This is a genomic window from Nonomuraea sp. NPDC049625 (assembly GCF_040675285.1).
Lineage (GTDB): Bacteria > Actinomycetota > Actinomycetes > Streptosporangiales > Streptosporangiaceae > Nonomuraea > Nonomuraea angiospora_A.
In genome coordinates, this window is record NZ_JBFAOQ010000004.1 from 553,157 (window position 1) to 566,170 (window position 13,014).

12 protein-coding genes are annotated in these 13,014 nt (G+C 71.0%); 6 read left to right on the forward strand and 6 right to left on the reverse strand.

What is annotated here, in order from left to right:
- The first annotated feature begins 1 nt into the window (after position 1).
- Positions 2 to 1,216 carry an ornithine--oxo-acid transaminase gene (gene rocD, locus AB0J87_RS20890; RefSeq protein ID WP_363967389.1) on the forward strand — a complete coding sequence of 405 codons (1,215 nt, stop codon included), beginning with the start codon at positions 2 to 4 and terminating at the stop codon, positions 1,214 to 1,216.
- Positions 1,217 to 1,385: 169 nt separating this feature from the next.
- On the opposite strand, the gene AB0J87_RS20895 is transcribed toward rocD, so the two are convergent.
- The 4 genes from AB0J87_RS20895 to AB0J87_RS20910 form a co-directional block, all read right to left on the reverse strand.
- On the reverse strand, positions 1,386 to 2,669 hold the full coding sequence (locus AB0J87_RS20895) for a CU044_5270 family protein (protein WP_363967390.1): 1,284 nt from the start codon (positions 2,667 to 2,669) through the stop codon (positions 1,386 to 1,388).
- Positions 2,662 to 3,240, reverse strand: coding sequence for an RNA polymerase sigma factor (locus tag AB0J87_RS20900; RefSeq protein ID WP_350725021.1), 579 nt, complete (start codon positions 3,238 to 3,240; stop codon positions 2,662 to 2,664). Before AB0J87_RS20900 ends, AB0J87_RS20895 begins: the two co-directional genes overlap by 8 nt.
- A gap of 91 nt (positions 3,241 to 3,331) precedes the next feature.
- Positions 3,332 to 4,045 carry a class I SAM-dependent methyltransferase gene (locus AB0J87_RS20905; RefSeq protein ID WP_363967392.1) on the reverse strand — a complete coding sequence of 238 codons (714 nt, stop codon included), beginning with the start codon at positions 4,043 to 4,045 and terminating at the stop codon, positions 3,332 to 3,334.
- Between the two features lie 5 nt (positions 4,046 to 4,050).
- Positions 4,051 to 5,598 carry an alkaline phosphatase D family protein gene (locus AB0J87_RS20910; RefSeq protein WP_363967393.1) on the reverse strand — a complete coding sequence of 516 codons (1,548 nt, stop codon included), beginning with the start codon at positions 5,596 to 5,598 and terminating at the stop codon, positions 4,051 to 4,053.
- A gap of 206 nt (positions 5,599 to 5,804) precedes the next feature.
- Between AB0J87_RS20910 and AB0J87_RS20915 the strand changes: the two genes are divergently transcribed.
- Positions 5,805 to 7,082 carry a Glu/Leu/Phe/Val dehydrogenase gene (locus AB0J87_RS20915; protein ID WP_363967395.1) on the forward strand — a complete coding sequence of 426 codons (1,278 nt, stop codon included), beginning with the start codon at positions 5,805 to 5,807 and terminating at the stop codon, positions 7,080 to 7,082.
- A gap of 119 nt (positions 7,083 to 7,201) precedes the next feature.
- Here the strand turns inward: AB0J87_RS20915 and AB0J87_RS20920 are convergent, their stop codons facing one another.
- Complete coding sequence (locus AB0J87_RS20920) at positions 7,202 to 8,197, reverse strand: MBL fold metallo-hydrolase (RefSeq protein WP_363967396.1); 996 nt, start codon at positions 8,195 to 8,197, stop codon at positions 7,202 to 7,204.
- Between the two features lie 75 nt (positions 8,198 to 8,272).
- Between AB0J87_RS20920 and AB0J87_RS20925 the strand changes: the two genes are divergently transcribed.
- Positions 8,273 to 8,899, forward strand: coding sequence for a TetR/AcrR family transcriptional regulator (locus AB0J87_RS20925; protein WP_355201928.1), 627 nt, complete (start codon positions 8,273 to 8,275; stop codon positions 8,897 to 8,899).
- A 114-nt stretch (positions 8,900 to 9,013) separates the two neighbouring features.
- Here the strand turns inward: AB0J87_RS20925 and AB0J87_RS20930 are convergent, their stop codons facing one another.
- Positions 9,014 to 9,460, reverse strand: coding sequence for a MarR family transcriptional regulator (locus tag AB0J87_RS20930; RefSeq protein WP_350725011.1), 447 nt, complete (start codon positions 9,458 to 9,460; stop codon positions 9,014 to 9,016).
- 49 nt (positions 9,461 to 9,509) lie between these two features.
- Between AB0J87_RS20930 and AB0J87_RS20935 the strand changes: the two genes are divergently transcribed.
- From AB0J87_RS20935 to AB0J87_RS20945, 3 genes are read left to right on the forward strand one after another with little or no spacing between them, the layout of a single operon-like run.
- Positions 9,510 to 10,589: a substrate-binding domain-containing protein gene (locus tag AB0J87_RS20935; protein WP_363967397.1), complete on the forward strand. Its 1,080-nt coding sequence runs from the start codon at positions 9,510 to 9,512 to the stop codon at positions 10,587 to 10,589.
- A 51-nt stretch (positions 10,590 to 10,640) separates the two neighbouring features.
- Complete coding sequence (locus AB0J87_RS20940; protein WP_363967399.1) at positions 10,641 to 12,008, forward strand: APC family permease; 1,368 nt, start codon at positions 10,641 to 10,643, stop codon at positions 12,006 to 12,008.
- Positions 12,005 to 13,009 carry an acetamidase/formamidase family protein gene (locus AB0J87_RS20945; RefSeq protein WP_350725005.1) on the forward strand — a complete coding sequence of 335 codons (1,005 nt, stop codon included), beginning with the start codon at positions 12,005 to 12,007 and terminating at the stop codon, positions 13,007 to 13,009. Before AB0J87_RS20940 ends, AB0J87_RS20945 begins: the two co-directional genes overlap by 4 nt.
- Positions 13,010 to 13,014 lie beyond the last annotated feature (5 nt).

Genomic DNA, 13,014 nt, shown 5'->3' on the forward strand with positions numbered 1-13,014 from the left:
CATGACCACCAGCGCAGAGCTCATCGAGATGAGCGAGCGCCGTAGCGCGCACAACTACCATCCGCTTCCCGTCGTGATCCACGAGGCGCACGGCGCCTGGGTCACCGACGTGGAGGGCAAACGATATCTGGACTGCCTGTCCGGCTATTCCTCGCTCAACTTCGGCCACGGCCACCCGAAGATCATCGAGGCCGCCCGCGACCAGCTCGACAACCTGACCCTGACCAGCCGCGCGTTCTATCACGACCAGTTCGCGCAGTTCTGCGCCGGGCTCGGCGACCTCACGGGCAAGGACCTGATCCTGCCCATGAACACCGGCGCCGAGGCCGTCGAGACCGCCATCAAGGTGGCCCGCAAATGGGGCTACGAGGTCAAGGGCGTCGAGCCCGACCAGGCGAACATCATCGTGATGGAAGGCAACTTCCACGGCCGCACCACCACGATCGTGAGCTTCTCCACCGATCCGGAGGCGCACGACAACTTCGGGCCCTACACGCCGGGCTTCCGGCTCGTGCCGTACGGCTCCACCGAGGCGATCAGGCAGGCCGTCGACCCGAACACGGTCGCGGTGCTGGTCGAGCCGATCCAGGGCGAGGCCGGGGTGCTCGTGCCGCCGGACGGGTACCTGAGCGAGATCCGGGAGCTCTGCACCGCGCAGGGGATCCTGATGATCGCCGACGAGGTGCAGTCGGGGCTGGGGCGCACCGGGCAGACGTTCGCGTGCGACTACGAAGGGGTCGTGCCCGACGTCTACGTCCTGGGCAAGGCGCTCGGCGGCGGCGTCGTACCGGTCTCGGCCGTCGCCGCGAACCGCGACGTGCTCGGGGTCATCCAGCCCGGCCAGCACGGGTCCACGTTCGGCGGCAACCCGCTGGCCTGCGCGGTGGGCATCGCGGTCATCGAGCTGCTGAACACCGGCGAGTTCCAGGCCAGGGCCGCCAAGCTGGGTGAGGTGCTGCACGCCCGCCTCCGCGAGCTGATCGGCAAGGGGGTCCTGGAGGTGCGCGGGCGCGGGTTGTGGGCCGGCGTGGACATCGACCCGGAGCTCGCGACCGGGCGCGAGGTGTCGAAGGCGCTGATGGCGCGGAGCGTCCTCGCCAAGGACACCCACGGCTCCACGATCCGCCTCGCCCCGCCCATCGTGGTCTCCGAGGAGGACCTGATCTGGGCCGTCAACCAGCTCGCCGACGCGCTCTACGAGCTCAACACCGCCTGACCCGGTTTCAGAAAGCCGACCCGCCGTTCGGGGCTGAGCTTCGCAGGGTCTTTACGGCGGAGCACGGGAGGGCCCAGCCACCGCACGTGGCCGGGCCCTGTCCAGGGAGACGCTTCTCCGGTTCACGGGGCCGGGCGCCGTAACGGCGCCCGGTTGCCCGTCTGGGTGGTCATTTGCCGGCCGGGGACGCCTTCGCGGTCGCCGGCGCCGGCTCGTCCGACGGCCCCTCGGTGACCGTCGGCGGCGCGGCGGGCCCGTCCGACGGCTCCGCGCTGATCGCCGGCTCCGGCGGCGCGGTCGGGCCGTCCGTCGCCTCCAGCGAGGCCGTCATGGTCGGCACCGGCTCCGTGACGGCCTCGTCGCTCGGCAACGCCGACGGCACGGCCGAGCTCGTCTCGCCCGGTGCGGGCTCGGCGCTGGACGGGGCGCAGGCCGCCTCCTCTCCCTTGTCCGACGGCGTCGCCTGCGGCAGCACGTCCACCACCGACGTCTTGAGCTGGGCGGTCAGCGCCAGCACGCTCCCCTTGGGAGCCCGGGCGAGCCGGTCGTCCACGACCGTCTCCCGCTCCCCCATGAACACGTGCGTGGCCGGGTCGAAGATGGCCTGCCTGAGGATGCCCTGGGGGTCGACCCGCCCGAGCGCCACCCCCTTGCGGCCCGACGAGTCCTCCACCCCCTCGGCCACCTGCACGCCTGGGATCGACTTGGCCGCCTCGAAGAGCGCGTCGCGCTGCGCCTTCGGCAGGTACGTCTCCCTGACCAGGTCCGTCAGCTGGTCGAAGGCGGCCCGGTCGTTCTCGTCGCCCTTGGCTTCGGCGGCCACGGCGGGCATCTTGTAGAGGCGTGCCCGCATCCCGGCGACGTCCGTCGGCAGCGTGCTCAGGTAGGTGTAGTCGGTGCGGTTCTCGCCCAGCTGGGAGGGGCAGGCCGGCAGCACGTGCCAGTCGGAGCCCTGCCAGTTCTTGGCGTCCGCCGGCAACTGCTCGCCCGGCCACGGCTGGGGCTCGCGGCCCTCGATCAGCAGCAGGCCGTTCGCGCTCCCGTCCACCGACTGCCAGATCTTCCTGTGGGTCCGGTAGAGGTGGCGGGTGGTCTCGCCGCTCTGTCCGGCCGACATCGACCTGTACATGGTGTCGGACTCCATCAGGATGAACTGGCCGGGACGGGGAGCCAGTTCGTCGGACGACGACACGGCGGCCGACTGGGTCACCCCCGTGGCGGGGCCGGTGCTCCCGTGGCCCTGGTTCGTCAGGGCCACGGCCACCCCGCCGACCAGCGCGACCGTGACCCCGAACGCGGCCGCGGCCTGCCAGCCGAATCCGGGCAGGCGAAAGCGGCCCCCGCCACGCGCCTCCACCAGCAGCCGTTCCCGCGCCGTGGCCCTCGCCTCGGCCCCGTACGGGGGCACGGCGGGCCGGCCGTCGGCGAACGTGCGGATCTCGTCCTCATCCATGCTGGGGCTCCTCTGCTGCGAAGGGATCGGTGCCGCCGAGAGCCCTGCGCACCTTGACGCGGAGCCTGTGGAGCCTGGACCTGACGGTGCCGACCGGCACGCCGAGCGCGAGCGCCGCGTCCTCGTACGTCAGGTCCGCCCACGCCACGAGCAGCAGCAGGTCGCGCTCGCCCGCGCTGAGCCGGGTGAGCGCCCTGGCCAGTCTGGGCTGGAGCTGCTCGGCGGTCACCCGATCCGCGCTGCGGTCGTCGAAGCTGCCGGGGCGCTCCACGTTCACCTTGGCCATGGCGGCGGTGCGCCGCCGTTCGGCCCTGCGGTGCTGGGCGACGACATTGGTCGCGATGCCGTACAACCATGGCCTGGCATCGGGCCACGAGCGGTCGTAACGCGCCCGCCGGCGGAACGCGACGAGGAACACCTCCCCCGTCACGTCGTCGGCCAGCTCGGTCCCGAGGCGCCGGGCCGCATACCTGTGGATCTCGTCGGCGTGCCGGTCGAACAGCGCCGCGAAACTCTCCGGGTCGGCCAGCGAATGCCCGATCAGCGTCGAGTCATCCAGCGTCTCAGGCACATCCTGAACACCCACCACTCTGCCGGTCCTCTCTCATGCGGTCACCCTGTTGTTGGCCGCACGCCGGAGGGCGGTTCCACCTTTCTTGCGGCTAGAGGAGGCGCCACACCTCCATCCCCTCCGGAGCCGGCTCCGGGGTGAAGCCCGCGCTCTCCAGCTCCGAGACCAGCCGCTCCCGGGCGGGCCAGTGGTTCGTGAGGACCACCTCGTCCTCGCTGATGGCCACGCCGTGCTGCCTGATCCGGTAGACGAAACGCGTGGTGACGCTCTCCCCCTCGGCCTCCAGCACCTGCCCGGCCACCTCGTACTCGTGCCGGCCGACCTGGTACGACCCCATGACCTCCAGATCGCCCGGCACCGGCGCGGACCGCTCCCGCCAGTTGAACACCAGCCGCCCGCCCGGCTCCAGCTGCCTGGCCAGCACCTCCCACAGCGTGGCCCGCTCCTCCGCGTCGAAGCTCTGCAGAACGGAGATCATCACGACCGCCTCGACCGGCTCGTCCACCTCCACGTCGAGCGCCCCATACGGCAGCACGGTCACCCGCCGCAGCGTCGCGGGGTCGGACGCCAGGCGGGAGACCAGGACCGAGCGCATGCCCAGCGACGGCTCCAGGGCGTAGATCTCGGCCGGCGTCTCCCTGGCGATCAGCTCGGTGATCAGGCCGGTGCCCGCGCCGATCTCGAGCACGCTCCGCCGCACCCCCTTCAGCAGCAGGGGAAGCAGCTCCCGCACCATCGGGACATGCCCGTCCTCGTGCCAGAGGTCGTAGAACGGGACGGCGGCGGCGTAATCATCCTTGTGCATGCGCTTCAGCGTAGGCGGACGGAGTCGATCGGCCTGACCGCATCGCCGACGGACTCGTACCAGGTGACCTCGTCGGGCAGGGTCAGCGTGGCCACCGCGTTCTGGAACCAGGGCCCCTTCGTGACCCGCCACCTGAACGGCGGCTTCGGGATGCCCGCCAGCCGCGCCAGCAGGCCGCCGACCAGCGTGGCGATCGAGAACTGGGTGAACACGTTGGCCCAGCGGAGCAGGCGGCTGAGCGGGTTGCGGATCGGCGAGCAGACGATCTGGTAGATCTGCCCGGCACCGGCCTTGGCCAGGTAGGAGTAGTGGACGTCGCCCGAGAGGATCAGCACGGGCCGGCCGGCCTTCACCAGCAGCCGGGACAGGTCCTCGAACGAGCGCCGGAACGCCGCCCAGTGCTCCAGGTCGATGCGCTGCCGGAACTTCTCCGACCACCGCCGCGCCGGCCCGCCCCACTTGCCGTCGCACAGGGCCTCGTTCCAGTTCTGCACGCCGTGGACGCCCTCGGGGAGCAGGAACGGGATCGACGAGCCGATGATCAGCCGCTCGGCCGGGGCGGCGACCTGCTCCTCCAGCCAGGCCCACTCCCCCGGGTCGAGCATGCGGCGGTCGCCGGGCGTGAGCTGCCTGGCGCACCTGGTGTCCACCATGATCAGGCGGGCGTTGCCGAGGTCGCGGGCGTAGCTCCAGCGGTTGCTGCTCGGCTCGGCGTCGGCCTTCTCCGCGAACGAGTCCAGGGCCGCGCCGCCGTCGCCGTCCATCAGCTTGCGCAGCAGCGGGTCCTCCGCGCGCTCGGCCGGCGAGAGGTTGCCGAGGTGCTGATAGATCCAGTACGCCCCCAGCCCCGCGACGACGCGGCGCGGCCACCACGGCACGGCGGCCATCTGCTCGCGCCAGGGCTGCGAAGTGTTCCAGTCGTCACGCAGGTCGTGGTCGTCGAAGATCATCGCGGACGGGACGGTGGACAGCAGCCAGCGGATCTCCTCGTCGGTCCAGGCCAGGCGGTAGAGCTCGGCGTACTCCTCGAAGTCGGCGATCTCCCCCTGCGGCTCCGTGCTCCTGCGGGAGCGGATGTATTCGAGCATCGCGGGCGAGGGGTTGTCGGCGTAGACCTGGTCGCCGAGGAGCACCAGCAGGTCCGGCCACTCCTCGTCGTCCGCGGTGGGGAGGTGCTCGCCGTACGCGCGCAGGACGTCGTCGCCGTGGGTGAGGACGTACGTGGCGTCATGCGGGACGCTGGTGCGGCACGAGCCGAACGCCAGCTTGCGCAGCCCATCGGCGGGCAGCAGCCGGATCCGGCTCGGCGGGCGACCCGCCAGGGGCCATACCTGCTCCCCGTCGAGCCTCACCGAATACGACCCGATATCCTGGGAGAGTTCAACGAGATCCACGATCGCGTAGTGGTGACCGTGCACGGTGAAGGTAGGCGACCGGTAAGACCTGCCGTCCGCCTCGATGGTGACCGTGCAGGGCTCGGCGGTCTCCACCCAGATCGAGGCGCTGACGGAGTCCACGTATCGCAGCATCGGCCCCATCACGAGTGCGGGCATCTCACTCCCCGAGATATTCACGATTCAGCACACTGACCGGACGCAAGCCTGCCAGAGTGGCACGGTCCACAGCACCTCGGGATTTCATCGACCGCTAGGCAAGGTCAAACCCTCCGCCTTAGGATGATCGAGACAAGCACGCCCAAAGCGGGAGGCAAAGGCGCTTCTCTCTTAAAAAGGGCGTCATAGCAGGAGGATTCTCTTCCATGAGCATCATGGTGCCGTCAAAGACGCCGGCCCTGATCACCCCGGGCCGTCAGGCCCTCGACTCCGCACTCCACCAACTCGACCAGGCCGCCGAGCAGCTCGGACTCGACGACGGGCTCCGCACGATGCTGGCCACGCCCCGGCGGTCGCTGACCGTCTCGGTCCCGATCCGGCGCGAGAACGGCCGCCTGGACGTCGTGCAGGGCTTCCGCGTCCAGCACAACGTCTCGCGAGGACCCGCCAAGGGCGGGCTCCGTTTTCATCCGGACACCGACATCCACGAGGTCACCGCGCTCGCGATGTGGATGACGTGGAAGTGCGCACTGGTCGGCATCCCGTACGGCGGCGCCAAGGGCGGCGTGGCCGTGGATCCGTCCACGCTCACCGAGCGCGAGCGGGAGCGCATGACCCGCCGCTACGTCAACGAGGTCATGCCGCTGATCGGCCCTGAGCAGGACATCCCGGCTCCGGACGTCGGCACCGACGCGCAGACCATGGCCTGGATCATGGACACCTACAGCGTCCACACCGGCTTCCCGGTGCCCGGCGTCGTCACCGGCAAGCCGAAGACGCTGGGCGGCTCGCACGGACGCATGTCCGCCACCTCGCGCGGCGTGCAGATCGCGGCGCTGGCCGCACTCGGCCGCTCGCCCGCCGGCAGCACCGTCGCCGTGCAGGGCTTCGGCAAGGTGGGCGGGCCGGCCGCGCAGTTCCTGGCCGACGCGGGTTGCAAGGTGGTGGCCGTCTCCGACGCCACGGGAGCCGTGTACGCACGCGGCGGCCTCGACATCCCCGCCCTGGCCGCGTACGCGGCCGAGGCCGGGGGCGTGCGCGGCTTCCGCGAGGCCGACGCGCTGACCCATGACGAGCTGCTGGAGCTGGACGTGGACATCCTCGTCCCGGCGGCCCTCGAAGGCGCGATCACCGAGGCCAACGCGCCCCGGATCCGCGCCCGGCTGATCGTGGAGGGCGCGAACGGCCCCACCACGCCCGAGGCCGACGAGATCCTGACGGCCAACGGCACCACGGTGGTGCCCGACATCCTCGCCAACGCGGGCGGGGTGATCGTGTCCTACCTCGAGTGGGTGCAGAACCTGCAGGCCTACTCGTGGAGCGCCGAGGAGGTCGAGCGCAAGCTGCGCGAGCTCATGCTGGAGGCCTTCGCCGAGGTGAAGTCGGTGGCGGCCGAACGCGGCCTGACGCTCCGGCAGGCGGCGCACGTCATCGGCGTGGGCCGCGTCGTCGAGGCCCACCAGCTCCGCGGCCTCTACCCGTAACCACACCTCAGTCCCACCGGCTGAACCAGGGTGGGCGCGCCACCACCGCGCGCCCACCCCTCCCCGAAGAACCCCAGCCCCCCCTGCGACGGTGGCGCGGACGTAGCCGTGGCACCCGCCTACTGGTGCTCGTAGAGGCGGTAGGAGGCCAGGACGTTGAGCCGGTGGAGGTCCCGGCAGAGCGCGAGCATCCCCTGCTCGGCCAGTTCCCGCGGCACCGGATAACGGGCCAGGGCCGCCGCCAGGCCGGGATCGAGCGCCTCCGCCCACGGATCGGCGCAGGCCGCGTACGTCTCCTCCAGGCTGCGCCCCGCCCGCACACTGGCCAGCACCTCATCGTGCAGCCGCTCCAGATAGCCGATGAGGGCGTCCACCGCCGCCGGCCCGTCGCCCATCGGGCCGTGGCCCGGGACGATCGTCTCCAGCTCGGGCAGAGCCTCGCGCATCCTGCGCAACGACCCCAGGTACGGCTCAGGACCACCCTGGAGCAGCATGTGGGCCGTACCCGCGTGACAGACGAAGTTGCCGGTCCACGCGGTGCGGGTGTCGGGTACGTACACGACGGTGTCACCCGGACCGTTGCCGGGGCCGAAGTGGTGCAGCTGGACCACGCGCCCGCCGAGGTCGATCTCCGCGTACTCGTCGAACACGAGGTCGGGCAGGCGCCACGTGGTGACCGCGTCGAGCAGGGCGTCATCGCCGTACATGTTCGCCGACCTGGTCTGCTTCTCGTACGCGAGGTCGGACATGTTGTCGCGGTTCGTCCGGGACGAGACGACGACGACCTCGTCGGGGAACGCGGCGTTGCCGAAGCTGTGATCGCCGTGGTACGTGGTGTTGACCAGGTAGCGGAGGGGCCGGTCGGTCAGGTCGGCGGCGATCGCCTGGATTTTTGCCGAAATTTCGGGTGTGATCCCGGCGTCGACGACCAGCGCCGCGTCCCGCCCGGCCACCACCCCGTTGTTGTCCTTCGGCGGGAGGCTCGCCATCAACGCGTACACACCCTCGGTGAACGCGTGCGGCACCAGCTCCAGGCCCACCGGCGACAGGTTCGGCCCGCCGTAACCGGCCGGCCGCTCGGCGATCTCACGCTCGGGAATCCGCGAAGTGAACATTTCCGCTCCCATCTCTCTCCGTGCCTCTAAACTAATCGAACGAGCGATTATTTTTCAAGGTGATTGGATGTCCTCGTGAGCAGCATCACCAGCGGCCGCCGTCCGGGCCGTCCTTCCAAGGCCGAGGCAGGCGACACCAAGGCCGCGCTCCTGGACGCCGCACTGCGCCTGTTCGCGCAGAAGGGGTACGCGGGGACCTCGATCAGGGCCATCGCCAGAGAGGTGGGGTTGAGCGAGAGCGTCCTTTACGCGCACTTCGCCAGCAAGCAGGCGATCTACGACGCGGCCATGTCCCTGGCCGGCCCGCAGGCGGCCGACGTGGCGCTCGACCAGGCCCCGGACGAGCCGGCGGCCTTCGTCGAGTCGTTCGCGGCCCGGGTGCTGGCCGCGTGGGACACCCCGCAGTCCAGGCAGGTCATGAGCCTGGTCTCACGTGACGGCCTGATCCACGACGACACCCTCTCCGTGGGCATCGAGAACGTACTGGGCCATCTCGCCGAGGTGTTCGCGCGGTGGCAGTCGGAGGGGCGGATCCGTACGGACCTGGGCACTCCCGACGACCTCGCCTACGCCCTCCTGGCCCCGATCGCCCACGCCCGGCTGCTGTGGCTGCACGGGAACGCCACGGAGGCCCAGCGCGAGCGCGCCCGCGACCGCATCAAGGCCCACGCCGCCCTGTTCGCGAAAACGCTCACACGCTGAGCCCCTCCCAACGGACTCAGCGACCCACCGCGCCCGCCCCCTCCAAGGACCCCAGCCCGCGTCGGCGGCGCGCCCGGCGTTGGGGAAGAGCGCGTCACCCAGCGGGACCGGGCGTCAGACGCGGAGCTCCGCGTAGTCGAGGGCCTCCATCAGCCTCTCCAGGTCGCGCATGAGCTGCTCCGTGCGCTCCCGCCCGAACGCCCCCGCGATCAGCCCGTGATGCTCGGCCACCGCCCCGTCCACCCGCGCGAGCAGCTCCGCCCCCCGGTCCGAGACGAACACCGCCACCCGCCGCCGGTCACCCTTGGACGGCCCGCGGTAGACCAGCGCCCGGTCGATCAGCCGGTCGATGGCCTTGGTCAGCGTCGGGTGCGGCATCAGCACCGCCTCCGCCAGCTCGCCCATCGAATCGCCGTGCCCGTCGGCCAGCGCCCGCATGATGCGCCACTGCTCGACCGTGACGTCCTCGCCGGCCAGCACCGCGGCCAGCCCGCGGTTGACACTGCGCTCCGCACGGCTCAGCAGGTAGGCGAGTGAGGACCCGAGCCCAGAGGTGGTCATGGAGAAAGGTCCTTTCATCGGAGAGCTAGAACGGAGGATACTCGTCGGCGTGGCGGCGACCGTCGATCCGTTGGAAGCGCGGCTCATACCGTCGGAGTCGATCAGGATCGGCCTGGTCGTGCCCGTGTCAGGGGTGCTCGGCCTGATGGGCCCGTGCGCGATCAACTGCGCGGTGCTGGCCGCCGAGGAGGTCAACGCCGGCGGCGGCGTGCTGGGCAGGCCGGTCGAGCTGGTGCTCATCGACGGCGGCCGGCCCGCGCGCCAGGTGGCGGCCGAGGTGGCCGGGCTGGTCGGCTCGGAGACGGTGCAGGCCGTCGCGGGCGCCCACGCGAGCGACGTGCGGGTGGAGGTCGTGGCCGCGATCGCCGGGCGGGTGCCGTTCGTGTACGCGCCGCCGTACGAGGGCGGCGGCCACGCGCCGGGCGTCTACTTCCTCGGCGAGACCCCGGGCAGGCAGCTCGCGCCGGGCATCGAGTGGCTGGCCGGCGCGCGCAAGGCGCGCCGCTGGTACCTGCTGGGCAACGACTACGTCTGGCCGCGCCTGGTGCACGCCAGCGCCCGCGGGCGGCTGCGCGCCCGGGGCGCGAGCGTGGTGGGTGAGAGCTTCGTCCCGTACGGCGAGGCCGTCAGCCGGCTCGACCGGGTGGCGGACGCGCGGCCCGACGCCATCCTGCTGACCCTGATCGGCAGTGACCTCATGGCCTTCAACCGGGCGTACGCGGCCGCCGGGCTCGGCGCGGCCCGGCTGTGCGGGGCGCTGGAGGAGCACGGCCTGCTGGGCGTCGGCGGGGACGTCACCGGCGAGCTGTACGCGTCCATGGGCTACTTCCGTGACCTGTCCACCGACGCCGGTCTCGACTTCGCCGAGCGGTACGCGGCCAGGTTCGGCGAGGACGCCCCCATGCTGAACGCCCACGGCCACGGCTGCTACGAGGCCGTGGCGATGGTGGCCGCGCTGGCGGCGCGGGCGGGGTCGCTGGCCGTGCCCGCGCTCGACGCGGTCGCCGACGGCACCGAGATCACCAGCGCCCGGGGCACGCTCACGCTGCTCGACCGCCAGGTACGCCATCCCGTGCACCTGGGCAGGGCGGACGGCCTGGGATTCTTTCTAGAGAAACCTTTTCAGTAGAAAGCTTTGGCTCTAGGGTGCGAATCGCCCCCCACGCAGCTAGGAGCCGTAATGAGCACAGTCGAGCAGTTCGGCTACCGCCAGGAACTCCAGCGTTCCTTAGGCTTCGCCGACCTGATGATCTATGGCTTGATCTTCATGGTGCCGATCGCCCCGTTCGGCATCTTCGGCCACGTCTTCGCCGTCTCCCACGGGATGGTGGCGCTCGCCTATGTCATCGGCCTGGTGGCGATGGCGTTCACGGCGCTGTCGTATGCGCAGATGGCCCGCGCGTTCCCCATGGCCGGCTCGGTCTACACGTACGCGGGCCGGGGAATCGCCGCCCCCGTCGGGTTCATCGCCGGATGGGCGATCCTGCTCGACTACGTGCTCGTGCCCTCGCTGCTCTACCTGGTGGCCGGCGTGGCCATGAACTCGTTCGTGCCCGCGGTGCCCGTCTGGCTGTGGCTGGTGGCGTTCATCGTGCTCAACACGGTCGTGAACTACCTCGGCATCCAGATGACCGCCAGGATCACCCGGATCATGCTGGTGGCCGAGCTCGCGGTGCTGGCGATCTTCCTGGTGGTCGGCGGCATCGCGCTGGTCCAGGGCAAGGCGCAGACCGGCGCGCTCACCCCGTTCTTCGACTCCGCCGGATTCAGCTGGAGCGTGGTCCTGGCCGCCGCGTCCGTGGCCGTGCTGTCGTTCCTCGGCTTCGACGGCATCTCCACGCTGGCGGAGGAGAACCGCGAGGACGCCCGCCGGCTCGGCCGTTCCATGGTGGCCGCGCTGGGGCTGGCCGCGGTGCTGTTCGTGGCGCAGACCTGGGTCGCCGCGCTGCTCACCCCCGGCCGCGACGCTCTGATCGCGAACGACGACCCGGCGGGCAGCGCGTTCTACACCACCGCGGAGTTCGCCGGCGGGCACTGGCTGTCGGTGCTGACGGCCGTGGCCACCGCCGTCGCGTGGGGGTTCGCCAACTCGCTGGTCGCGCAGGCGGCGACCTCGCGCCTGCTGTTCGCGATGGGCCGCGACCGCCAGCTCCCCTCGTTCCTCGCGAAGGTGGACCCCAAGCACAAGGTGCCGGTCAACGCGACCCTCGTGGTGGCCGCGCTCTCGCTGGTCATCGGCGTCTACATGAGCACGCGGCCGACCGGCATCGGCGAGCTGAGCTCGCTCGTCAACTTCGGCGCCATGGCCGCGTTCCTGCTGCTGCACGTCTCCGTCGTCGTCCACTACGTCATCAGGCAGCGCAGCCGCAACTGGCTCGCGCACCTGGTCGTGCCCGTGGTCGGCATCGTCGTCCTGGTGGCCGTCGTCTTCAACCAGAGCGTCTACGCACAGTGGGCCGGCGGCATCTGGCTGGCCGTCGGCCTCATCGTCCTCGGCATCTCGTACGCCCGCGGCCGCCGGCCCGTACTCCCCTCGGAGGTTCAATGAACGTCGTCTCCTACCGTCCCTCCCCGGAGGACCTGAGCTACACCTTCGGGGGCCGCTCGGCCGTCGGCAAGGTACGGCCGGGCACGATCCTGGAGCTGTACACCGAGGACTGCTTCGGCGGCCGCGTGCGGACCGTGGACGACCTGCCGTCGCAGGTGTGCGAGTTCCCCTACCTGAACCCGGTGACGGGCCCCTTCCACGTCGAGGGCGCCGAGCCCGGCGACACGCTGGCCCTGCACTTCGTGAAGATCACACCGGCCAGGGACTGGGCGGTGTCGACGACGTTCCCCCACTTCGGCGCGCTGACCGGCACCCACACCACGGCCATGCTGCAGCCGCCGCTGGAGGAGCGGGTCTGGCGGTACGACATCGACCTCGACCGGGGCGTGGCCGTCTACCACGCCCGCAACAGCGACTTCAGCGTGGCGCTGCCGCTCGACCCGATGCACGGCACGGTCGGCGTGGCCCCCGCCGCGAACGAGGCACGCATGACGATCACCCCGGACGCGCACGGCGGCAACATGGACACCCCGGAGCTGCGCGCGGGCGTCACCGTCTACCTGGGCGTCAACGTCGAGGGCGGGATGTTCTCGATCGGCGACGGCCACGGGTTGCAGGGGCACGGTGAGGTCTGCGGCACCGCCGTGGAGTCGGCCATGAACACCGTGGTCGCGGTCGAGCTGGTCAAGGGGGTGGCGACGCCGTGGCCGCGGCTGGAGGACGACCTGCACCTGATGTCCACGGGTTCGGCCAGGCCGCTGGAGGACGCGTACCGGATCAGCCAGCACGACCTGGTCACCTGGACGTCGGAGCTGACCGGGCTGGACACGCTGGACGCCTACCAGCTCGTCAGCCAGGCCGGGCAGGCGCCGGTCGGCAACGTGTGCGACACCAACTACACGATGGTCGCGAAACTGCCCAAGGAGTATCTGGGCCGCCCGGCCGCCTACGAGTCGGCGCACGCCCGGCTGCGCGCGCTGGGCTCTCAGTACACAAGTTGAGGTAA

What these genes read in the sequence shown, in the direction of transcription:
- AB0J87_RS20915 (WP_363967395.1), top strand. Translation starts at nt 5,805, where the DNA reads ATGAGCATCATGGTGCCGTCAAAGACGCCGGCCCTGATCACCCCGGGC.
- AB0J87_RS20945 (WP_350725005.1), top strand. Translation starts at nt 12,005, where the DNA reads ATGAACGTCGTCTCCTACCGTCCCTCCCCGGAGGACCTGAGCTACACC.
- AB0J87_RS20930 (WP_350725011.1), bottom strand. Translation starts at nt 9,460, where the DNA reads ATGACCACCTCTGGGCTCGGGTCCTCACTCGCCTACCTGCTGAGCCGT.
- AB0J87_RS20940 (WP_363967399.1), top strand. Translation starts at nt 10,641, where the DNA reads ATGAGCACAGTCGAGCAGTTCGGCTACCGCCAGGAACTCCAGCGTTCC.
- rocD (WP_363967389.1), top strand. Translation starts at nt 2, where the DNA reads ATGACCACCAGCGCAGAGCTCATCGAGATGAGCGAGCGCCGTAGCGCG.
- AB0J87_RS20920 (WP_363967396.1), bottom strand. Translation starts at nt 8,197, where the DNA reads ATGTTCACTTCGCGGATTCCCGAGCGTGAGATCGCCGAGCGGCCGGCC.
- AB0J87_RS20905 (WP_363967392.1), bottom strand. Translation starts at nt 4,045, where the DNA reads ATGCACAAGGATGATTACGCCGCCGCCGTCCCGTTCTACGACCTCTGG.
- AB0J87_RS20910 (WP_363967393.1), bottom strand. Translation starts at nt 5,598, where the DNA reads ATGCCCGCACTCGTGATGGGGCCGATGCTGCGATACGTGGACTCCGTC.
- AB0J87_RS20895 (WP_363967390.1), bottom strand. Translation starts at nt 2,669, where the DNA reads ATGGATGAGGACGAGATCCGCACGTTCGCCGACGGCCGGCCCGCCGTG.